At 69.2% G+C, this 21,669-nt stretch carries 18 protein-coding genes; 7 read left to right on the plus strand and 11 right to left on the minus strand.

The window, feature by feature from the left end; translation table 11 throughout:
• Nucleotides 1–44: 44 nt before the first annotated feature.
• From AC1HC7_RS03785 to AC1HC7_RS03795, 3 genes are all read right to left on the minus strand, one after another.
• Nucleotides 45–1,358 carry a DUF898 family protein gene (locus AC1HC7_RS03785; RefSeq protein WP_479498699.1) on the minus strand — a complete coding sequence of 438 codons (1,314 nt, stop codon included), beginning with the start codon at nt 1,356–1,358 and terminating at the stop codon, nt 45–47.
• A gap of 216 nt (nt 1,359–1,574) precedes the next feature.
• On the minus strand, nt 1,575–3,254 hold the full coding sequence (locus tag AC1HC7_RS03790; RefSeq protein ID WP_479498700.1) for a DUF898 family protein: 1,680 nt from the start codon (nt 3,252–3,254) through the stop codon (nt 1,575–1,577).
• Nucleotides 3,255–3,363: 109 nt separating this feature from the next.
• Nucleotides 3,364–4,992, minus strand: coding sequence for a long-chain-fatty-acid--CoA ligase (locus AC1HC7_RS03795; protein ID WP_479498701.1), 1,629 nt, complete (start codon nt 4,990–4,992; stop codon nt 3,364–3,366).
• Nucleotides 4,993–5,569: 577 nt separating this feature from the next.
• Here AC1HC7_RS03795 and AC1HC7_RS03800 point away from each other — a divergent pair.
• Nucleotides 5,570–6,319 (plus strand): hypothetical protein, encoded by a 750-nt coding sequence (locus tag AC1HC7_RS03800; protein WP_479498702.1) that lies wholly within the window; start codon nt 5,570–5,572, stop codon nt 6,317–6,319.
• Nucleotides 6,320–6,424: 105 nt separating this feature from the next.
• On the opposite strand, the gene AC1HC7_RS03805 is transcribed toward AC1HC7_RS03800, so the two are convergent.
• The 6 genes from AC1HC7_RS03805 to AC1HC7_RS03830 all read right to left on the minus strand — a co-directional run bounded on the left by AC1HC7_RS03805 (nt 6,425) and on the right by AC1HC7_RS03830 (nt 13,364).
• Entirely contained in the window at nt 6,425–8,632 is a 2,208-nt protein-coding gene (locus AC1HC7_RS03805) for a 3-hydroxyacyl-CoA dehydrogenase NAD-binding domain-containing protein (protein ID WP_479495675.1), read from the minus strand.
• A 25-nt stretch (nt 8,633–8,657) separates the two neighbouring features.
• Complete coding sequence (locus AC1HC7_RS03810; RefSeq protein ID WP_479498703.1) at nt 8,658–9,119, minus strand: cupin domain-containing protein; 462 nt, start codon at nt 9,117–9,119, stop codon at nt 8,658–8,660.
• A complete protein-coding gene (locus AC1HC7_RS03815) occupies nt 9,119–10,330 on the minus strand; it encodes an acetyl-CoA C-acetyltransferase (RefSeq protein WP_479495677.1) in 1,212 nt (403 codons plus the stop codon). Before AC1HC7_RS03815 ends, AC1HC7_RS03810 begins: the two co-directional genes overlap by 1 nt.
• A 19-nt stretch (nt 10,331–10,349) precedes the next feature.
• Nucleotides 10,350–10,973: a glutathione S-transferase family protein gene (locus AC1HC7_RS03820; protein WP_479495678.1), complete on the minus strand. Its 624-nt coding sequence runs from the start codon at nt 10,971–10,973 to the stop codon at nt 10,350–10,352.
• Nucleotides 10,974–11,120: 147 nt separating this feature from the next.
• Nucleotides 11,121–12,896, minus strand: a complete 1,776-nt coding sequence (locus tag AC1HC7_RS03825; RefSeq protein WP_479495679.1) for an acyl-CoA dehydrogenase C-terminal domain-containing protein — start codon at nt 12,894–12,896, stop codon at nt 11,121–11,123.
• A 69-nt stretch (nt 12,897–12,965) separates the two neighbouring features.
• A complete protein-coding gene (locus tag AC1HC7_RS03830) occupies nt 12,966–13,364 on the minus strand; it encodes a MerR family transcriptional regulator (protein WP_479495680.1) in 399 nt (132 codons plus the stop codon).
• A gap of 181 nt (nt 13,365–13,545) precedes the next feature.
• On the opposite strand from AC1HC7_RS03830, the gene AC1HC7_RS03835 reads away from it, so the two are divergent.
• Genes AC1HC7_RS03835 through AC1HC7_RS03845 form a run of 3 tightly spaced genes read left to right on the plus strand, consistent with a single transcriptional unit; the run spans nt 13,546 to nt 15,858 of the window.
• Entirely contained in the window at nt 13,546–14,004 is a 459-nt protein-coding gene (locus AC1HC7_RS03835; RefSeq protein WP_479495681.1) for a PaaI family thioesterase, read from the plus strand.
• Complete coding sequence (locus AC1HC7_RS03840; protein ID WP_479495682.1) at nt 14,001–14,522, plus strand: PaaI family thioesterase; 522 nt, start codon at nt 14,001–14,003, stop codon at nt 14,520–14,522. Before AC1HC7_RS03835 ends, AC1HC7_RS03840 begins: the two co-directional genes overlap by 4 nt.
• Nucleotides 14,515–15,858 carry an MATE family efflux transporter gene (locus AC1HC7_RS03845; RefSeq protein ID WP_479495683.1) on the plus strand — a complete coding sequence of 448 codons (1,344 nt, stop codon included), beginning with the start codon at nt 14,515–14,517 and terminating at the stop codon, nt 15,856–15,858. Before AC1HC7_RS03840 ends, AC1HC7_RS03845 begins: the two co-directional genes overlap by 8 nt.
• Before the next feature lie 136 nt (nt 15,859–15,994).
• Here AC1HC7_RS03845 and AC1HC7_RS03850 read toward each other — a convergent pair whose 3' ends face one another.
• A complete protein-coding gene (locus tag AC1HC7_RS03850; protein ID WP_479495684.1) occupies nt 15,995–18,202 on the minus strand; it encodes a primosomal protein N' in 2,208 nt (735 codons plus the stop codon).
• Nucleotides 18,203–18,349: 147 nt separating this feature from the next.
• Between AC1HC7_RS03850 and fsa the strand changes: the two genes are divergently transcribed.
• From fsa to AC1HC7_RS03865, 3 genes are read left to right on the plus strand one after another with little or no spacing between them, the layout of a single operon-like run.
• Entirely contained in the window at nt 18,350–19,003 is a 654-nt protein-coding gene (gene fsa / locus AC1HC7_RS03855) for a fructose-6-phosphate aldolase (RefSeq protein WP_479495685.1), read from the plus strand.
• Nucleotides 18,996–19,754 carry a DUF484 family protein gene (locus AC1HC7_RS03860; protein ID WP_479495686.1) on the plus strand — a complete coding sequence of 253 codons (759 nt, stop codon included), beginning with the start codon at nt 18,996–18,998 and terminating at the stop codon, nt 19,752–19,754. Before fsa ends, AC1HC7_RS03860 begins: the two co-directional genes overlap by 8 nt.
• Nucleotides 19,755–19,791: 37 nt before the next feature.
• A complete protein-coding gene (locus tag AC1HC7_RS03865; protein WP_479495699.1) occupies nt 19,792–20,736 on the plus strand; it encodes a tyrosine recombinase XerC in 945 nt (314 codons plus the stop codon).
• A 60-nt stretch (nt 20,737–20,796) separates the two neighbouring features.
• Here the strand turns inward: AC1HC7_RS03865 and fghA are convergent, their stop codons facing one another.
• Nucleotides 20,797–21,621, minus strand: a complete 825-nt coding sequence (gene fghA, locus AC1HC7_RS03870; RefSeq protein ID WP_479495687.1) for an S-formylglutathione hydrolase — start codon at nt 21,619–21,621, stop codon at nt 20,797–20,799.
• Nucleotides 21,622–21,669 lie beyond the last annotated feature (48 nt).

Here is a 21,669-nt window from a genome sequence, read left to right on the forward strand (position 1 = left end):
GCCCGCTTGTCGCCGGCGAATCCGGCGTGATGGTGGCGATGGTCTCAGAACGCCGCGCCCACGTCGAGCGCATCGGCGAAGCCGCCCGCCTCGATGGCCTCGTCGCGGTCGCGCTGCTGCGCCCCGGCCAGCGCCCCGGCCCCGGTCATCCCGGCGGTGGCCACGATCAGCCGCAGGCGCGGCTGCTGGATCAGGGTCTGGCTCAGCGCCGACATCACCGCCAGGATCACCACGTAAAGCGCGATCGACGCGGTGACAACCAGCGGTTTCACGGCGTCGCCCGACGCCTGATGATCGCCGGCCATCGACAGCGCCGCCCAGACCAGGGCCGTCACCATGATCGCCAGCGCGCCAACGGCCAGCGCAAAGCCGAAACCCGCCCGCAGATAGATCCACAGCAAGCTGCGCGCGTTGAGCGTCGAGGTGAGGCCGGCCTCCGGCCCGATCGACAGGTTGGCCAGAACGTAGCGGGTCTTCCTTGCGCTGTAGAGCGCCAAGAACAGCATGACCGTCAGCGCCAGCCCGGCCATGACCGCCATGGAGCCCATCAGCGCCGCGACGTCCCCCGGCGGAATGTCGGCGCCGTCGGCCTGCGCCCGGCTCGCCCTGTCGATGAGCGGCGTCGTGTTGACGTAGAAAAAGCCGACCGCCGCGAGCCCCGCGCCCCAGACCGGCAGCCAGGCGGGCAGCAGCGCCAGCCAGCGCCCGCCCTGGGATATGCGCAGGTCGCCGAAATGGCAGCGGTCGTTGACATGCTTGGTGAGCAGGAACTGCGCCATGGGCGTCAGCAGCCCGAGGCTCGCCGCCGCGACGCCGTAAAGCAGCAGCGCCTTCAGCGCATAGCGCCACGCGCCCTTGTCCATGCCCAGCCGGATGCCCCGCCAGCGGGTGCGCGCCATCAGATAGCGCCGGGCGCGATAGCTGGCGTAGTAGATCAGCGGCAGCGCCGACAGCAGCGACAGGTTGGCCGCCAGCGGATTGCCCCGGAACGCCGAAATGCCGAAATAGGCCAGCGCCAGGTTGACCAGCCCGAGATAGACCGCCAGCACCACCGCCGCGACCAGAAAGCCGAGGAATTTCTCGCCCGGCGTGCCGGTGTATTCCAGCCGTTCGCCGAGCAGACGGATCGAGGACCAGTAGTGCCGCCGCATTCGGGTGATCATCCAGAACCGGTAGATCCCCAGCGTCAGCACCGTCAGCAGCGTGGCGTTGAACACCAGCCTGAACAGCCGCCAGGCCCCGCCGTCATAGCTCAGATCGTCCTCGGCCTCGTCCTCGGCCTCGTTCGGGGGCGGGGGCGGGGGCGGGGGTTGGCGCCCTGGACGGGGGATGGCGGGAATGTCGAGCGTCGAATTCATCCGGGCGATCCTTGCGCCATGCGCCGCGCGGCGCGGCGGCCTTGAAACTGCGCCGCCCGGCGCGGGGGCCGTGAAACTGCGCCGCGCGGCGCGGCGGTCCTGAAACTGCGCCGGCGCGCGGTCGAATCGGCGGCGCGTCGCGGTGATGGGCGCTGCATACAGGCCGCGCCGGCGGGTGTCATGGCGCCGGGCTCGCGCGCGACCCCGGCGCCGCGCTCACAACCCGCCGAGATCCAGCGCGTCCGAAAACCCGTCGGCGTCCATGGAATCGTCCCTGGCGCGCTGGCGCACCTCGTCAAGGGTGTCGAGCCCGGTGAAGCTGGTCGCGGCGCAGAGATTGCCGTGCAGGGTGCGGAAATACACCGCCAGCCACAGCCACATGCCGAAGATCGTGGTCAGCATGTAGTTCACCGCGAAGGACATCAGCAGCAGACTCTGCCCGCGCCAGGTGCGCAGCCCCTCGAAGAACAGGTCCGCGGCCTCGCCGCCGACCAGGCCGGGATCGCCGTGGCTTTCGCCCTCGACGGCGGTGGCGGCCAGGTAGGGGATGGCGACGACGATGGCGATCAGCGCGTAGATCCCGGCGCCGGGCCACAGGCTCTTGAGAAAGGTTTTCAGATAGGCCTGCGCCAGCGAATCGGCGCCGAAGACGCAGTGGGGGGTCACGCCGGCGATGCGCCGGGCGTTCATGAACAGGCGCATCTCGCCGGCGAGATAGGCGACCATGGCCATGGCCATGAACAGCGCGCCGCCCACCAGCAGCGCCAGCATGGACAGCAGGTCGATGTCCTCCAGCCAGGCGCCGATCGCCTGCGTCGCGTCGCGCATCTGCGGCATGGCCAGCAGCGCCGCGCTTCCGGCGACGATCAGCCACATCGCGCCCCAGACCGGCATCAGCCGCCAGGCGCCGCCCTCGAAGCGGAACCGTTCGTCGCCCCAGAAGGAATGATTGGTCAGGTAGCGTTCCCGCGCCACCCGCCAGAACGGCCAGAGCAGCCCGGCCGAGGCGATCACCAGCGGCGTCCACAGCGCCCAGCGCGCCACCAGCCCGAGGCCCGAGCCGTCCATGCCCAGGCGCAGGCCCCGCCAGCGGGTGCGCGTCAGCCGGTAGCGCCGCGCCCGATAGATGGCGTATTGCGCCAGCGGCGTCAGGGCGATGGCCGCGATGACCAGCGTGCGGCTGAAATCATCGCCGAAAGAGGCGGTCATGCCGAGGAACATCAGCGTCAGGTTGGTCGCCGCCAGCGTCGCGCCCACGAAGATGACGGCGATCATGGCGCCGACGAACAGCTCCACCCCGCGCCCGGTGTATTCGAAGGGCTCCTCGCCGATCAGCGTATGCGACCAGACGGCGCTGCGCTGGGCGGTCTTCATCCAGAACCGGAAGAAACCCAGCGTCAGGATGGTGGCGAGCCCCTGCCAGATGGCGATGCCGCTCAGCAGCCCGCGGTCGTCGGCGAAGACCAGCTTCGCCTCGCCGCGCCCGGCAGGGGCCGAGGGGCCGGCGCGCTCCAGCTGGATGCGACGGCCGGACCCGCCATTCCCGGTCGAGTCGCCGGTCGCGTCGTTGTCGCGCGGGGCGGGGCCCGGGCCGGAGCCCGTGGCCTCGTTGGCGAGGAAACCGGCCCCGGTTCGGGTCGCGCGGCGGTCGTCCGGGCCGGGGCCGACCGCGCGCGCGGCGCCGGATTCGGGGGGTGGCCCTGCGGCCGACCTGGCGGCGGGCCTGGCGGTCTGAACCGCGGGCGGGCTTGCGGCGTCGTCGTCGGCGGCGGCGGCGGGCGGCGCCTTGGACCCCGGGCCGTCATCGCCGTAAAGCTGGCTCGGGCCGTCGACGATGACATCGCCGAACAGTTCGACGATGTCTTCCCGTTCGCGACGCTGGGGTCTTTTTCTCATGACGCACTCCACGCATAATCGGTGCGGAGCATAGCGCAGAATGACGCTCAGGTGAACGCTGAACCGCCCGACGCCGGCGCCAATCGCCGGCGTCGGGCGGATTTCAGCCTTAACGATCCGGGTGGGCGTAGTTCATGGCCGCCAACTGCTTGCGCAGCAGCAGTTTCGAAATCTTTCCGGTGGCGGTGTGCGGCAGCGCCTCGACGAACACCACGTCGTCGGGGATCTGCCATTTGGCGATGTGCCGGCCCACGAGGTCGAGGATCGCCGCTTTCTCCGGTTCGCCGCCCGGCGCCGGGACCACCACCAGGATCGGGCGCTCGCCCCATTTGGGGTGGCTGACGCCGATGGCGGCGGCCTCGGCCACCTGCGGATGGGCGATGGCGGCGTTTTCCAGCTCGATCGAGGAAATCCACTCGCCGCCCGACTTGATCACGTCCTTGGAGCGGTCGGTGATGCGCACATAGGCGTGTTCGTCCATGGTCGCCATGTCGCCGGTGTCAAACCAGTTTTCGGCGTCGACGGCGAGGTCGTCATGCTTGTGATAGCGACTGACCACCCCCGGCCCCCGCGCCCAGAGCCGCCCCTGCGAGGCATCGTCCCAGGGCAGGTCCCTGCCGTCGTCGTCGGTGATCCGGAGGTCGACGGTGAAGGGCGGGTGGCCGACCGTGGTCTGCACGTCGATGCGCCCCGCGGCGTCGCGGGCGGCCGCCTCGGGCTTGAAGGTGCAGACCGTGCCCAGCGGCGACATCTCGGTCATGCCCCAGGCGTGCATCACCTGCACGCCGTAATCATGCTGGAACGCCTCGATGACGGCGCGCGGGCAGGAGGATCCGCCGATCACCACCCGTTTCAGGGTGCTCAACTTCAGGTCGTTGGCGCGCATGTGCTGCAGCAGCCCCAGCCAGATCGTGGGCACGGCGGCGGTGAGCGTGACGCCCATCTCCAGCATCTCGTGAAGCGCTGGCGCGGTCATGTCGCGGCCCGGCATCACCAGCGCGGCCCCGACCATGGGCGCCGAATAGGCCAGCCCCCAGCCATTGGCGTGGAACAGCGGCACCACCGGCATCACCACGTCGCGCGAACTGACCCCCACCACGTCGGGCTGCACCGACACCAAGGCGTGCAGCATGTTGGAGCGGTGCGAATACAGCACCCCCTTGGGGTTGCCCGTGGTGCCCGAGGTGTAGCAGAGCCCGCAGGGGTCGGTTTCGTCGCCCGCGGCCCAGTCGAAATCGCCGTCCTGCGCGGCGATCATCTCCGCGTAGCAGATCGGGTCCGGCAGCGTGGTCTCGGGCATGTTGGCCCGGTCGGTCATGATGACGTAGCGTTCGACCTGCGGCAGCTTTTCGACCAGCGGCTCGATGACCCCGACAAGGTCGGGGTCGAGCATCAGCACCCGGTCGCCGGCGTGGTTGATGATGTAGTCGAGCTGCTCGGCGAACAGGCGCGGGTTCAGCGTGTGCATGATCGCCCCGGCGCCGGTGACGCCATACCAGACCTCCATGTGGCGCGCGGTGTTCCAGGCCATCACGCCGATGGCGTCATGGCGCCCGTAGCCCATGGCGGCCAGCGCCTGCGCGCATTTCCTGGCGTTGTCGCGGATCCCGGCCCAGTCGGTTCGGGTGATCGGGCCTTCGACGCTGCGGCTGACGATCGGCCGGTGGGCGTGGAACTTGGCGGCGTGGTCGATGATGGCGTTGACGCGCAGCGGCCAGTCTTGCATCTGCCCGAGCATGGGCGGTCCTCCCTTTGGCGAATTCGCCGGGAGACTAGCATCATCGCGTCGCCTGTGAAGAGCCGGCGCGCGCCCGGTCTGCGGGTCCGGCCCGAATTGCCGGCCCGGCTGCGCCAGCCCGTCGCCCGGTCCGGCCCGGCCGATCGGATCCATGAGGTCAGGCGGCGTCCCCCCGCGCTTCGTTCGCCAGCCCGGCCCCTGGCGGCCTCGCGGGCCGAAATCGGGCCGAATGCGGGGCGGTTTCGGAACGCCGAGCCGGATAGTGCGCGGCAATCACGGCGGCGCGGGGCCGATCGGGTCCCAATTGCGGCCCCGGCTTGCGGCGGGGAATCGGGGCGGCGTTCATCGCCTGCGGGCCGCGTCAACCTGCCCGGGCGGCGCTTCGATCCGCCCCGGGCCGCCGTGATCGTCGCTTTCCGGCGAAATCCCTGCAATGGATGGGTTTTGGCGGGGTGGCGGGCGGTGGTTTCCAGATTTAGACATTGATGAACGCCGCGCCTCGGGTTAACGTAACCCGGTGTTTGCATTCATATGAGTTTATCGAAATCGCGTAACCTTCACGGAAGGGAACGACATCATGAAGTTTTCAATCGCATTGGCCGCCGCGCTGTCATTCGGAATCGCAGGCGCCGCGCTGGCCGTGCCGGTCGGCGGCACCGGCAATGTCACCAATAACGTCATCTTCGGATCGGGCAACGCCAACGGATCCTTCACCGGCATTCAGAGCAACGGCCTGGAACTGGCCCTGCGCGGCAAGCTGCGCTACAACTTGGCGGGCGTGGCGGAGAACACGTTCAACTACGACGGCGATCACACCTACCAGTTCGATCCGGCGAATTCCGTCGCGCCCGCGAACCGGTCGATCTTCAACTTCGAATGGTCGATCAACACCGATTTCGACGGCTCGGCGGGCGGGCGCAAGATCGGTGATCTCAGCTACCAGTTGTCCATGTCCGGCCCGGGAGTGACCGCGGCTCCGTTCGATCCTTATGCGGTGCTTTTTGCTGACCACTCGTTCGGCGACAATGGGACGGCTCAAGGCGCTGGCGCGGAGGCCACAGGGGTGCCGTCGTTCTTTCAGCTGAAGGCCAACAACAACCTGTCCCAGCAATCCTGGAACCTGGGATTCGGGTTCTCGGGCACGCCCCAGGCCAACGGCACTTACACGTTCAACCTGGAAGCCTTCAACGGCATGGCTTCGCTCGGCTCCACGTCCATCGACGTGATCGTCGGGGCGGTGCCGCTGCCCGCGGGCGTGCCGCTGATGGCCGCGGTGGTGGGGGCGCTGGCCTTCTTCGCGCGCAGGTCCGACGGCAAGGCCGCCTGACGACCACGCAGCGCGACGGCATGGGCCGGACGCGCGGACAGGAACGCGAACAAACGCCCCGGACCATCGTCCGGGGCGTTCTTGCTTTCGCCTGCGGCGGCGGGGTCAGGCGGCCTGCTTGTCCGCCGCGAAGCGCCCATAGAAGCTTTCGCCCTTGTCGGCCATGTCGCGCAGCAGCGCGGGGGGCGCGAAGCGTTCGCCATGGCGCGCCGCCAGCCCGTCGCAGATCTCCACCGCCTTGCCGGCGCCGAGGATGTCGAGCCAGGAAAACGGCCCGCCCGACCACGGCGCGAAACCCCAGCCGAGCACCGCGCCCACGTCGCCCTCGCGGATGTCCATGAGCACGCCTTCCTCGAGCGCGCGCACCGCCTCCAGCGTCTGGGCCATCATCAGACGGTGCTGCACCTCGGTGACCTCGGGCTGGTCGTCGCGCACAGGGAACAGGTCGCGCAGGCCGGGCCAGATGCCGATGCGCTTGCCCTTCGCGTCGTAGTCGTAGAAGCCGGCCTTGGTCTTGCGCCCCAGCCGCCCGAGATCGAACAGTTTCTGCACCACCGCGTCGCCGGGGTTTTCGGGATAGGCGTCGCCCAGCGCGGCCCGGGTCGCCACCATGATCTTTTCCGCGAGGTCGATCGAGGTCTCGTCGCCCAGTTGCAGCGGCCCCAGCGGCATGCCCATCTGGCGCGCGGCGTTTTCGATCAGCGCCGGCTCGACGCCCTCGGCCACCATGCGGTTGGCCTCGGCGCCGTAGGGGATGATGCAGCGGTTGGCGTAGAAGAACCGCGCGTCGTTGACCACGATCGGCGTCTTCCTGATCTGGCGCACGAAGTCCAGCGCCCTTGCCACGGCCTCGTCGCCGGTCTGCCGGCCCTTGATGATCTCCACCAGCAACATGCGGTGCACGGGCGAAAAGAAATGGATGCCGATGAAGCGATCCGGGCGCAGCGACGCCTTGGCCAGTTCCGAAATCGGCAGGGTCGAGGTGTTGGTGGCGAAGATCGCGTCCTCGGGGATCTCGGCCTCGGCCTGTCGGGTGACGCCGGCCTTGACGGCCACATCCTCGAACACCGCCTCGACGATCAGATCGCAGCCCTTGAGCGCCGCGTAATCAGGGGTGGCGGTGACGCGGGCGAGGATTTCGGCCTTTTGCTCCGCCGTCACCTTCTTGCGCTTCACGCCCTGGTCCAGCAGGCCCTCGACGGTGGCGAGGCCGCGATCCGCGGCCTCCTGGTCGCGGTCCATCAGCACAACCTCGATGCCGACGCGGGCCGACACGAAGGCGATGCCCGCGCCCATCATCCCGGCGCCCAGCACGCCGAGCTTCTTCACCCGCATGTCCTTCACGCCCTCGGGGCGCACGGCGCCTTTTTCCAGCGCCTCCTTGTTGAGAAACAGGGTGCGGATCATCGCCTCGGAACTGGGATTCATCAGCACCCTGGTGAACCAGCGCGCCTCGATGCGGATGGCGGTGTCAAAGGGGACCAGCATGCCCTCGTAGACCGCCGCCAGCAGCGCCTTGGGGGCCGGATAGGCGCCCTGGGTCTTGCCGTGGATCATCGCCGAGGCGCCGACGAATGTCTGGAAGCCCATGGGGTGATAGGGGGCGCCGCCGGGCTGCTTGAAGCCCTTCTTGTCCCAGGGCTTGATGATGTCGTCATGGGCGGCGTTCAGCACCCATTCCTTCGCCCGGGCCTGCAACTGATCCGCCGGGACCACCTCGTCGATGACGCCCTGCGCGCGGGCCTTGGCGGGGGCGAACATCTTGCCTTCGATCAGCCAGGGCGCCGCGGCCATGACCCCGAGCATCCGCGCCAGCCGGGTCGTGCCGCCGGCGCCGGGAAAGATGCCGACGAGGATTTCCGGCAGGCCGATCTTCGCCTTGGGGTTGTCGGCGGCGATGCGCCGGTGACAGGCGAGGCCCAGTTCCAGCCCGATCCCGGCGGCGGTGCCGGGGCAGGCCCAGACGATCGGCTTGCCGCCCTTGTTGGTCTTGGGCGCCATGCCCGCGCGTTCGATCTTGCGCAGCAGATGGTGCATCTGCATCACGCCGTCGAACAGCCCGCGCGCCGGATCGTCCCCGGCCGAGGCCTTCATCCCGGCGAGGATGTTGAGATCCATGCCGCCGGCGAAATCCTTCTTCGCAGAGGTGAGGATCAACCCCTTCACCGCGTCATCGCCCAGCGCCTTGTCGACGCCGTTGGAAAGCTGTTCCAGCCCCTCCAGCGTCATCACGTTCATGGAGCGGCCCGGCAGGTCCCAGCTTAGCGTCGCGACGCCGTCGGAATCCACGGAGTAGTTGAAAATATCGGTCATTGTCAGGTCCTTCCGCTGCTTGCGGTCATTCGACAGGGGCGCCGTCGCGCCGGGTGAACCGGCTGCGGCCGCCCTCAAGACGGTGGATCATGTCGACATCGGAATAGTGGCAGGCATCGTCCGGCGCCCGCGTGCCGATGACGAGGAATGTGGCCTCGGCGTCGGAGCGGTTCAGCAGGTGGTGGCCGTTGGGGGTGTTGCTTGGCCAGCCAATGGCGTCGCCGGGCCTCACCGGGGTCTCGCCGTCGTCTTCCACCAGCACCAATTCGCCGCTGACGATCCAGGCGAATTCGTCCTCATGGCTGTGCCAGTGGCGCAGCGAGGATTTCGACCCCGGCTGCACCGTCACCAGGCAGGCGCCGAACTGGGTCAGCCCGGCGGCGTCGCCGAGATCGCGAAACGCCCGGCTGCCCATCTCGGCGGCGTGGGGTTCGGGATAGGACGACCCGCGCTGCACCGGGACCGCGTCGATGTCGATTTTCGGCATCAGACCCGCTCGATGATCGTCGCGGCGCCCATGCCCGAGGCGACGCAGAGCGTGGCCAGCGCCGTGCCCTTTCCGGAGCGTTCCAGTTCGTCCAGCGCGGTGGAGATGATCATCGCCCCGGTGGCCCCCAGCGGGTGGCCCATGGCGATGGCCCCGCCATTGACGTTGACCTTCGAATGATCCACGTCGAAGGCCTGCATGAAGCGCAGCACCACGGCGGCAAACGCTTCATTCACCTCGAACAGGTCGATGTCGGCGATGCTCATGCCCGCCGTCGCGAGGATCTTTTCGGTCACCGGCACCGGGCCGGTGAGCATGATCGTCGGGTCGGTGCCGATGCGCCCCACCGCCCTGATGCGGGCGCGGGGTTTCAGGCCCATGGCCTCGCCGGCCTCAAGCGAGCCCACCAGCAGCCCGCAGGCGCCATCGACGATGCCCGAGGAATTGCCCGCGTGGTGCACGTGGTTGATCTTTTCCATCTCCGGGTATTTCAGCAGCGCCACGGCGTCGAAGCCGGGCATCGTCTCGCCCATGTCCTTGAAGGACGCCTTCAATCCCCCGAGGCTCTGCATGTCGGTGCCCGGGCGCAGGAATTCGTCGCGATCGAGGATCGGCAGGCCGTTCTGGTCGCGCACGGTCATCACCGATCCGGCGAAGCGGCCTTCTTCCCAGGATTTCGCCGCCCGCTTCTGGCTTTCCACCGCGTAGGCGTCGCAATCGTCGCGCGAAAACCCGTATCTGGTGGCGATGATGTCGGCCGAGATGCCCTGCGGCACGAAATAGGTCTTCATCGCCAGCGTCGGATCGACGGCGATCGCCGCGCCGTCCGATCCCATGGGCACGCGGGACATCATCTCCACCCCGCCGGCCACATACATGCCGCCGGCGCCCTTGGCCTGGTTGGCGGCGAGGTTCACCGCCTCCATCCCCGAGGCGCAGAAGCGGTTGATGGCGAGGCCCGGCGCGCGTTCGTCGAAATCCGAATACAGCACGGCGGAGCGCGCCAGGCAGGCGCCCTGCTCGCCGACCTGGGTGACGTTGCCCCAGATCACGTCCTCGACCTGCGACGTGTCGAGCCCCTCGTTGCGGCGCATCAATTCGTTCAGCACCTCGGCGGACAGGCGCACGGAGGTGACTTCGTGCAGGCTGCCGTCGCTTTTGCCCTTGCCGCGCGGGGTGCGCACGGCGTCGAAGATGTAAGCCTCGGTCATCTGAAGCGGTCCTTTCCGGTCAGGCCTTGAGCGGCATGAGATCATAGGGCGCCACCCAGCCGGGCATCGCCTTGATGCGCGCCAGCCAGGCGGTGATGTTGGGGAATTCGGCGAGCTCGAAAGGCAGTTCGCCGTCGTAATACAGGTAGCCGCAGATCGACAGATCGGCGATGGACAGCCCCGGCGTGGCGACGAAATCGCGATTTTCGAGGCGTTTGTCGAGCGCCTTCAGCGCGATGCGCATGCGCCCGCTCAGAAAGGCGAGCGCGCCGGGGTCGCGTTTGTCCTCGGGCAGGAAGTGGGCGATGAAGCGCAGCGGCGCGAGGGTGCTGGTGAACGAATAATTGTCCCAGAACAGCCAGCGCAGCACCTCGCGGCGCTCGTCGGAATCGGCCCAACCGAACTTGCCTTCCTTTTCCACCAGATAATCGAGCATCACCCCGGACTGGCTGAGGCAGAGCCCGTCATGCTCCATCACCGGCACCTGCGCCACTTCGTTGAGCGCGGTGAAGGCCGGGTCGCGATGCGCGCCCTCCATGAAATTCACGAAGACCGGTTCCCAGTCGGCGCCCGCCAGTTGCAGATACAGCGCCACCTTGTAGGCGTTTCCGGACTGGCCGAAGCAATGCAGTTTGTAGGTCATTCGTTTCTCCCTGAAAGGTCCGGGCGGCCGCGCGGGGTCCTGGCGCGGTCGTCCCGGTCTGCGATCGGCGCCGGCCGTCCCGGTTCGGGATCGTCATGGCGTGAGGCGCGCCGGGCGCGGGCGCCCGGCGCGAAGCTTCAACCTGGTTCAGAACGCCGCTTCGTCCAGCGCCATCACCGTGTCGGCGCCCGACTGGATGCGGGCCAGCCGCAGCCCGGTCTCGGGCAGCATCCGCGCCATGTAGTAGCGCCCGGTGGCGATCTTGGCGGCGTAGAACGGGTCGTCGGCGCCTGAGTCGATCGCCGCCTGCGCCGCCCTGGCCATGCGCGCCCAGATCAGTCCGAGACAGACATGGCCGAACAGATGCATGAAATCCGAGGACCCGGCCAGCGCGTGGTTGGGGTTCTTCATGCCATGCTGCATGAAATACATCCCCGCCGCCTGCAGATCCCTGGATCCCTGTTTCAGCGGGTCGAGGAAATCCTTCGCAAACGCCGCGTCGCCGGCATTGTCCTTGATGAAGCCCTTGACCATGTCGAAGAACGCCATCACGTGCTTGCCGCCGTCCTGCGCCAGCTTGCGGCCCACGAGGTCGAGCGCCTGCACGCCGTTCGCGCCCTCGTAGATCATGGCGATGCGGGCGTCGCGCACGAATTGCGACATGCCCGATTCCTCGATATAGCCATGGCCGCCGAACACCTGCTGCGCCTGGGTCGCCATTTCATAGGCCTTGTCGGTCAAAAACCCCTTCAGCACCGGGGTCATCAGCGCGATCAGCCCGGCGGCGTCCTTGTCGCCGGCGCGGTGGTCGGCGTCGATCAGCGTCGCGCCCCACAGGGTGAAGGCGCGGGCGCCCTCGACGAAGGATTTCTGGTCCATGAGCATGCGGCGCACATCCGGGTGCACGATCAGCGGATCGGCGGGTTTTTCGGGGGCCTCGACCCCGGTCACGGCGCGGCCCTGCAATCGGTCGCGCGCATATTCCGCCGCGTTCTGATAGGCGACCGCCGCCTGGGACAGCCCCTGCATGCCAACCCCGACCCGGGCCTCGTTCATCATGGTGAACATGGCCCGCAGGCCCTTGTGCGCCTCGCCCAGCAGGTAGCCGGTGGCCTCGTCGTAATTCATCACGCAGGTGGAATTGCCGTGGATGCCCATCTTTTCCTCGAGCATCCCGCAGGACGCGCCGTTGCGCGCGCCAAGCGAGCCGTCCTCGTTGATGAGGAATTTCGGCACGATGAACAGCGAGATGCCCTTCACGCCCTCCGGCCCGCCGGGGATCTTGGCCAGCACCAGATGGATGATGTTGTCCGACAGGTCGTGTTCGCCGGCCGAGATGAAGATCTTCTGGCCGGTGATCTTGTAGGATCCGTCATCCTGCGGGTCCGCCCTGGTGCGCAGCAGCCCCAGATCCGTGCCGCAATGGGGCTCGGTGAGGTTCATGGTGCCGGTCCATTCGCAGGAGATCATCTTCGGCAGATAGGTGGCCTTCTGTTCGTCGCTGCCATGGGCGTGGATCGCCGATTGGGCGCCGTGGGTCAGGCCCGCATACATGCAGAACGCCATGTTGGCCGAGGAATGCATTTCGCCGACCGCGGTCGCCAGCACATAGGGCATGCCCTGGCCGCCGTAGTCGGGATCGCAGTCGAGCCCGGTCCAGCCGCCCTCGCGCACCATGTCGAACGCCGCCTTGAACCCTTCGGGCGTGCGCACCACGCCGTTTTCCAGGGTGCAGCCCTGCTTGTCGCCCACCGCGTTCAGCGGGGCCAGCACGTCGCGGGCGATCTTGCCGGCCTCGTCGAGAATGGCGGCGGTGAAATCCGCGTCCATCTCGTCATAGCCCTGAATGTCGGATTCGTGGATCTTCAGGGTCTCGTGCAGCACGAATTTCATGTCGCGGAGCGGGGGCGTGTAGCTGGGCATGGCGGTTTTCCTTGAAAAGCGTCTGCGGTCGAATGGATGCGGCGGCGCTGTGCGGCGCCCCGCCGGCGGTCACTGCGCGGCGCGTCGGGATTCGCGATTCGCGATCTCGTTGCGGGCCTGATCCACGAGGTCGTGAAGCTCGCTGATCGCGTCCTCCAGTTCGGCCTTCTGGGATTCGAGCTTGCCGATCTGGGCCTCGGCATGTTCGACCCATTGCGACATCTGGGTCATCTGCCCGTCATTGACGTCGTAAAGCTCCAGCCATTCGCGGATCTCGTCAAGCGAGAAACCGAATCGCTTGCCGCGCAGGATCAGCTTCAGCCGCGCGCGGTCGCGATGGGTGAACAGGCGTTTCTGGCCGTCGCGCACCGGCGACAGCAATTCCTTGTATTCGTAGAATCGCAGGGTGCGGGGGGTCACGTTGAAGCCCGCGCACATCTCGCTGATGGTGCTGTAGGTCTCGGTCATGCCGGGTTCCCTGTGTGGTTTCGATTCTCGGGATCGAATATGGTTGACGTTGACGTAAGATGCAATAGCGTCAACTTGCGAGTCGGGAACTTTCTTGCCGCCGCGCCGGGTTGGACCGCGGCGCATCGACAGGGTCGGGCGGGCTGGGATAGACCGATGGCGGGCAACGGAAGGGCCGGACATGAACGACGACGAGGCGATTCGGAAACAGGCGCGGCAGGGCCAGCAATTCATCAACGCCATCCCCCATATTCGCGAATTGAACATGGAGATGCTGTCGATCGGCAACGGCGAGGCGAAGATGCGCGTGCCCTATGACGCCCGCCTGATCGGCGACCCGGCGACCGGGGTGATCCATGGCGGCGTGCTGACGGCGCTGCTGGACAGCTGCTGCGGCGCGGCGGTGATGACCCATCCCTCGGGGCCGACCAACACCGCCACCATCGACCTGCGCATCGACTACATGCGCGCCGCGCGCCCCGGCGACGCGGTGATCGCCCACGCCACCTGCTACAAGGCCACCCGATCGGTGGCCTTCGTGCGCGCCGTGGCCTACGAAACCGACAGCGACGACCCGGTGGCCTCGGCCCATGGCGCCTTCACCGTGGATCGCGCGCCCAAGCAGGAGCGCGGCGCATGACCGGCGCGGCCCCGAGACGCAAGATCGAATCCGTGCAGGTGATCAAGGCCCGGCGCGAGGCGGCGCTGACCCGGCTGACCGGCGGCATCCCCTATGCGCAGTTCCTCGGCGTGAGCTTCGAGCGCATGGGCGACGAACTGACCGCGAAGCTCGCCTACAGCGACAAGCTGATCGGCAACCCGTTCCTGCCGGCGATCCATGGCGGCGTCACCGGGGCGTTTCTGGAACTGTCGGCGCAGGTGGAACTGGCCTGGTCCATCGTCTGGCAGCGCATGGAATCCGGCGGTCCGGCGGCGGCGGCGATCGAGCGGGGCGAATTCCCGCCCATGCCCAAGACGGTGGATTTCACCGTCGATTATCTGCGCACCGGCCTGCCGCGCGACGCTTATGCGCGGGCTTTCGTCAATCGGTCCGGGCGGCGCTACGCCTCGGTGCGGGTCGAGGCCTGGCAGGACAATCGCGCCCGGCCCTTCGCGGCGGCGACCGGGCATTTCGTCATGCCGCGGCTGGATGGCTGACCCTACAGGCGTCATGCGGCTCAGCAATCGCCGGGTGCTGAAGATCGCGCTGCCCATCATGCTGTCCAACGCCACCGTGCCGCTGCTCGGCGCCGTCGACACCGGCGTGGTCGGGCAGTTGGGGGCCGCGGCGCCGATCGGCGCGGTGGGCGTGGGCGCGATCATCCTCGGCTTCGTCTACTGGTCCTTCGGGGCGCTGCGCATGGGCACCACCGGCATGGCGGCGCAGGCGCGCGGCGCCCGCGACGACGCCGAGACGGGCGCGATCCTGATGCGCGCGCTTATGGTGGCGCTGGCGGCGGGCGCGGCCTTCGTGATCGCGCAGGGGGCGGTGTTCCGGGCGGCCCTCGCGCTGTCCCCGGCTTCGGTCGAGGTCGAAACGCTGACCCGCGCCTATCTGCAGATCCGCATCTGGGGCGCGCCCGCGACCATCGGGCTCTACGCGCTGAACGGCTGGTTGATCGGGACCGAGCGCACCGGCGCGGTGCTGGCGCTGCAATTGTGGATGAACGGGCTCAACATCGCGCTGGATCTGTGGTTCGCGCTGGGGCTGGGCTGGGGGGTGGAAGGCGTGGCGATCGCCACCCTGATCGCCGAGACCAGCGGCGCCGCGCTGGGGCTGTGGCTGTGCCGCGCGGGTTTCGCGGGCAACCAGTGGCGCGACTGGGGGCGGGTGTTCGACCGCGCGAAGCTGGCGCGCATGGCGGCGGTGAACGGCGACATCATGGTGCGCTCGCTGCTGCTGCAATTCGGGTTCGCGTTCTTTCTGTTCCAGTCGGCGCGCGAGGGCGACCTGGCGCTGGCGGCGAACCAGATCCTGCTGCAGTTCATGAATTTCACCGCCTACGCGCTGGACGGCTTCGCCTTCGCCGCCGAGGCGCTGGTGGGCGTGGCCTTCGGCGCCCGCGACCGCGCCGCGCTGCGCCGCGCGGCGCGGCTGACAAGCCTGTGGGGGCTTGGCTGCGTGACCTTGCTGGCGGCGGCGTTCGCGGTTGCGGGCGGGGCGATCATCGACGCGATGACCACCGCGCCCGAGGTGCGGGCGATGGCCCGCGACTATCTGTTCTGGATGGCGGCGGCGCCGCTGGTCGGGCTGCCCGCCTGGATGTTCGACGGCATCTTCATCGGCGCGACGCGGGCGCGGGACATGCGCAACGCCATGCTGCAATCGGTTCCGGTCTATCTGCTGGCCTGGGCGGCGCTGACGCCGGTGTTCGGGGTGCATGGGCTGTGGGCGGCGATGCTGGCGTTCTTCGCCATGCGCGGCGTGACGCTGGGTTTCCGATACCCGGCGCTGGAGCGCGCCGCCGCGCCTGCGCCCGGATTCGGAGGCTGACCGCGCGGTTTGCGCCGCCGTCCCATGAAATCGGCAAGGCCGATTTTCCCCGGCCACAGGCCGGGGCCCGGCGCTTGCGCCGGGTGGGACGGCTGGGCCGCGCCCCGCTCGCAGGTTTGCGCGCCGGGCGACGCCGTCAGAGAAAGCTCTGGGGGTCGATGTCGATCACCACGGTCACGCCGGGCTCCGGGCGCACCGCGGCGCGCCATTTGCGCAGCGCCGTCTGCAGGGGCGCGCCCTTGGGGGCCTTGACCAGCAGCCGCACCCGGAACCGCCCGCGCACCCGTCCGATGGGGGCCTGCGCCGGGCCGAACAGCTCCGCGCCCGCGGCCTCGGTCACCAGCCCGCCCGCCTGGGCCAGCGCCCCCGCCGTGCGCCAGACCCGGGCGTCATCGGGGCCGGCCACGATGATCCCCGCCATGCGCCCGTAGGGCGGCGCGCCGGCGGCGCGCCGCTGGGCGGCCTCGCGGCGCCAGAAGGCCTCCTCCTCGCCTGACAGGATCGCCTGGATCACCGGATGTTCGGGCGCGTAGCTTTGCAGCATCGCCTCGCCGGGCCTTTCGGCGCGCCCGGCGCGGCCCGCCACCTGCCGGATCAGCTGAAAGGTCTTTTCGGCGGCGCGCAGATCGCCGCCCATCAGCCCCAGATCGGCGTCGATCACCCCCACCAGCGTCAGCAGCGGAAAATTATGCCCCTTGGCCACCATCTGCGTGCCGATGATCACATCGGCCTCGCCCGCCGCGATCGCCGCGATCCGCGCCTTCAGATCCGCCGCGCCTTGCGCCAGATCCGAAGACAGCACCGCGATGCGGGCCTCGGGGAAGCGCGCCGCCGCCTCCTCGGCCAGGCGCTCGACCCCGGGCCCGACCGCCGCCAGCCGGTCTTCGCGCCCGCATTCGGGGCAGGCTTTCGGCGTTGCCTCGGCGTGGCCGCACTGGTGGCACATGAGCTGGTCGCGAAACCGGTGCTCCACCAGCCAGGCGTCGCAATTGGGACAGCCCATGTGATGCCCGCAGGCCCGGCACAGGGTCAGCGGCGCGTAGCCCCGGCGATTGATGAACAGCAGCGTCTGCTCGCCGGCGGCGATGCGCCTGCGCGCGGCTTCGGCCAGCGGGTCGGATATCCATTCGCCCTGCGCCGGGCCGGCGCGGCGCATGTCGATCGCGCTCAGCTTGGGCATCACCGCGGCGCCGAAGCGTTCGGGCAGGTCGACGCGGCGGTATTTCCCGGCATCGGCGTTGGCCCAGCTTTCCAGCGCCGGGGTGGCCGAGGCCAGCACCACCGCCGCGCCGTTCAGCGAGGCGCGCAGCACCCCCATGTCGCGGGCGTGATACCGGGGGCCTTCCTCCTGCTTGTAGGAGCCGTCATGTTCCTCGTCGACGATCAGCAGCCCGAGATCGCGAAACGGCAGGAACAGCGCCGAGCGCGCGCCGACCACCACCTGCGCCTCGCCCGAGGCGCAGGCGCGCCAGCAGCGGCGGCGCTCGCGATCCGAGACCGCCGAATGCCACTCGGCGGGGCGGGCGCCGAAGCGGGTCTCGAAGCGGGCGAGGAAGGCCGCCGTCAGCACGATTTCCGGCAGCAGCACCAGCGCCTGACGGCCCTGGCGCAGGCATTCGGCGACGGCCTCGAGATACGCCTCGGTCTTGCCGGACCCGGTGACCCCCTTGAGCAGCGTGGTGGAATAGGCGCGCGCCGCGACCGCCGCGCGCAGGGCGGCGGCGGCGGCGGCTTGCGCCGGGGACAGCGCCAGCGGCGCGGCGTCGGGGTCGAGCGGCGCATAGGGCGGATCGCGCGGGGCCTGTCCGGCGGTCAGGGCGCCGCAATCCTCCAGCCCCTTCAGCACCCCGGCGCCGACCCCGGTCAGCGCGCCCAGCTCCGCGGGCGAAAACCGCATGCCGTCATGGTCGTCGAGAAAGGCGAGCACCCTTTCGCGCGCCGGGGTCATGCGATCGGGGCGCGCCGGCCCGCGCCCCAGCACCTTGCGGCTGCCCGGCGGCGCGCGCAGCCCCGGCGCGCGGGTGGCGAGGCGCAGCATGGCGCCGCGGTCGATCAGCGTGTATTCGGCGGCCCGGTCGAGGAATTCGCGCATGGGGCCGGGCATCGGCGGCAGGTCCAGACGGCGCAGGATCGGCCTGATCTTGGCGGGGTTGAAATCCCCCGCCCCCGGCCCCCAGACCAGGCCGATCGAATTGCGCGGGCCGATCGCAACCTCGACGAAATCGCCGATCCGCACGCCGCCTTCGGGCGCCAGGTAGTCCAGCGGCCGGTCGATGGGCAGGCTGGTGAGCACCGCCACCAGCGCGCCCGGGTCGACCCAAGGCCGCGAATCATCGTCTTTCATGGCGCGCGTCCGCCAATGCGCGGTGGCCCCCCGCCGCGGGCTGGTCTAGGATGCGCGCCGGAAAACAGGCCGCCCGCCGGGGCGCGCCGTGACGCAGATATCGGGCCGCGCCGCCGGCGCCTCGCGCGAAAGATCGGAACGCACATCATGAAATTCTTCGTTGACACCGCGGAAATCGACGAGATCCGCGCCCTTGCCGACACCGGCATGGTGGACGGGGTGACCACCAACCCCTCGCTTATCATGAAATCGGGGCGCGACATCATCGAAGTCACCCGCGAAATCTGCGACCTTGTGCCCGGGCCGGTGTCTGCCGAGGTCGCGGCGACGGATGCCGAGGCGATGATCGTCGAGGGCCGCAAGCTGGCCGCCATCGCGCCCAACATCGCGGTGAAGGTGCCCCTGACCTGGGACGGGCTGAAAGCCTGCAAGACCCTGTCGGACGAGGGGCGGATGGTCAATGTCACGCTCTGCTTCAGCCCCACGCAGGCGCTGCTGGCGGCCAAGGCGGGGGCGAGTTTCGTGTCGCCCTTCATCGGGCGGCTCGACGATATCGGGCTCGACGGCATGGACCTGATCGCCGACATCCGCCAGATCTTCGACAATTACGATTTCGGGACCGAGATCCTCGCCGCCTCGATCCGTTCGGTCAACCATGTGCGCGACGCCGCCAGGATCGGCGCCGACGTGGTCACCGTGCCGCCCGCGGTGCTGCGCAAGCTGGCCCTGCATCCGCTGACCGACAAGGGGCTGGCGGATTTCATGGCCGACTGGGCCAAGACCGGGCAGAGCATTGTCTGACGAGGCGGAGGCAAAGGCGGAGGCGGCCGGGATCGACGACGATCACGGCGCCATTCGCGCGCGGATCCTCGCCGAACCCGGGATCGTGCTGGACGACATGGCGGTGATGCAGGCGCTGGTGCAGGCCCATGACCGGCATCGCGACCGGGGGGGCGCCGGGGCGCGGCGAATCGTCGATCTGCGCGGGGTGCTGATCGAAAGGCTGGAATCCCAGCTTGGCGAACTGGAGGAAACCCATCGCGAGGTGATCTCGGCGGCCTATGAAAACATCGCCGGCGCGAACCAGATCCACCGCGCGGTGCTGGCGGTGCTGGCCCCGACGCGGTTTTCGGACGTGCTCGACGTGCTGGCGGGCGAAGCGCCGCGGATGCTGTCGGTGGAGCGGCTGCGCCTGTGCCTCGAAACCCGCGAGACCCCCGGCGAGGCGCTTGACGCCGTGATCGCCGGGTCGGTGATCGAACCGCTGCCGCCGGGGGGCGTCGCCGCCTATATGCGCATCGGCCGCGATCAGGCGCATCGCGACGTGGTGCTGCGCCGGCACGCGGCAGGCGACAATTCGGTGTTCGGGGCCGATGCCGCCGAGATCGGATCCGAGGCGTTGGTGCGGCTGGATTTCGGCAAGAGCGCGCCGCCGGGATTGCTGGTGTTCGGCGCCGCCGACCCGGACCGCTTCGGACCGGATCAGGGCGGCGATCTGCTGGCCTTTTTCGGCGGCGTGGTGGCGCGCAGCATCCGGCGCTGGGTCGCCTGAGCCCGTGGCGCCGCGCCGGACATCGGGGGATGCGGCGCTGGCCGGGCCGCCGGCGGCCTCCGCCGGGGCCGAGGCGCTGTTGCAGCGGTTTCTGGCGGCGATGAGCGGGGCGCGGGATTTTTCGCCCCACAGCATCGACGGCTACCGCCGCGACATCGCCGGGTTTCTGGGATTTCTGGCGCAGCATCAGGGCGGGCCCGCCGGGCGCGCGGCGTTGGCGCGGGTCTCCATGTCGGATCTGCGCGGCTGGATGGCGCGCGAGCGCGGGCGCGGGCTGTCGGCGCGGTCCCTGCAACGACGGCTGTCGGCGGTGAAAAGCTTTTACCGATGGCTGGGCGACGCCGAGGGGCTGGAGGCCCCCGCGGTGCTCGCCATGCGCGCCCCCAAGGCGCCGCGCCGCCTGCCGCGCCCGGTTTCGCCCGAGGCGGCGCTGGATCTGATCGACGACGCGCGTTCCGGCGACGCGCCCGACTGGATCGCGGCGCGCGACGCGGCGGCGCTGACGCTGCTCTACGGATCGGGGATGCGGATTTCCGAGGCGCTGGGCCTGACCCGCGCCGAGGCGCCGGGCGGGCGACTGGCGGACACGCTGCGCATCGTCGGCAAGGGCGGCAAGACGCGCATCGCCCCGATCCTGCCCGCTGCGCGCGACGCGGTGGCCGAGTATCTGGCGCTGTGCCCATGGGATCCGGGGCCGCAGGGCGCGATATTCCTGGGCGTGCGGGGCGGACCGCTGAACCCGCGGGCGCTGCAAAAGCGCATGGCGTTGGCGCGGCAGACTCTGGGCCTGCCGGCCACCGCCACGCCGCACGCGCTGCGCCACGCCTTCGCCACGCATCTGCTGGCGGCGGGGGGCGATCTGCGCGCGATTCAGGAATTGCTCGGCCATGCCTCGCTGTCCACCACGCAGGTCTACACCGAGGTCGACGAGGCGCGGCTGATGGAGGTCTACGAAAAGGCCCACCCGGCCAATCGGCGCTAGCCGGGCCGGGCGGGCTGGCCGGGCGGGTCAGGCGGGGGGGTCAGGCGGGGGGCGAAGACATCAGTCCAGCGCCGCCGCGTGGTGGCGCAGGTGATCCTCCATGAAACTGGCGATGAAGTAGTAGGAATGGTCGTAGCCCGGCTGCATGCGGATGGCGGCCTTCTGCCCGGCGGCCTCGCAGGCCTCGACCAGCAGCGGGGTCTTGAGCTGTTCCTCCAGGAACCCGTCGGCGCCGCCCTGATCCACGAGGATCTCGCCCGGATAGCCCTTCACCCGCACCAGTTCGCAGGCGTCATGGGCCGCCCACAAGGCCCGGTCCGGCCCCAGATAGGCGGTGAGCGCCTTTTCCCCCCAGGGGCAGTTCAGCGGCGACACGATGGGCGAAAACGCCGAAACCGATTCGAACAGGTCCGGGCGGCGCATGGCCAGGGTCAATGCGCCGTGCCCGCCCATGGAATGGCCAGTGACCCCCATGCGCGCGATGTCGAAATTGGCGCGCAGCAGGGTGGGGAGCTCCTCGGTGACGTAGGAATACATCTGGAAATGCGGCGCCCAGGGGGCTTGCGTGGCGTCCACGTAGAACCCGGCGCCCTGCCCCAGATCGTAGTCGGGATCGTCGGCCACGCCCTCGCCGCGCGGCGAGGTGTCGGGGCAGACCACGATCAGCCCGAGCTCCGCCGCCACCCGCTGGAACCCGGCCTTCACCGTGGCGTTCTCGTGATTGCAGGTCAGCCCCGACAGGTAGACCAGGCAGGGGCGCGGGCCTTCGGTCGCTTGCGGCGGCAGGAAGATCGAAAAGGTCATGTCCGTGCCGGTGGCGGTGGATTTGTGGCGCCAGACCAGCTGGCGTCCGCCGAAACAGAGGTTCTCCGATTGCATGTCCATGGGGCGTCTCCTTGCGCGTCGCGTTTGATTTTGCCCGGAACCAAACAG

The sequence above is a fragment of the Oceanicella sp. genome (assembly GCF_056449545.1).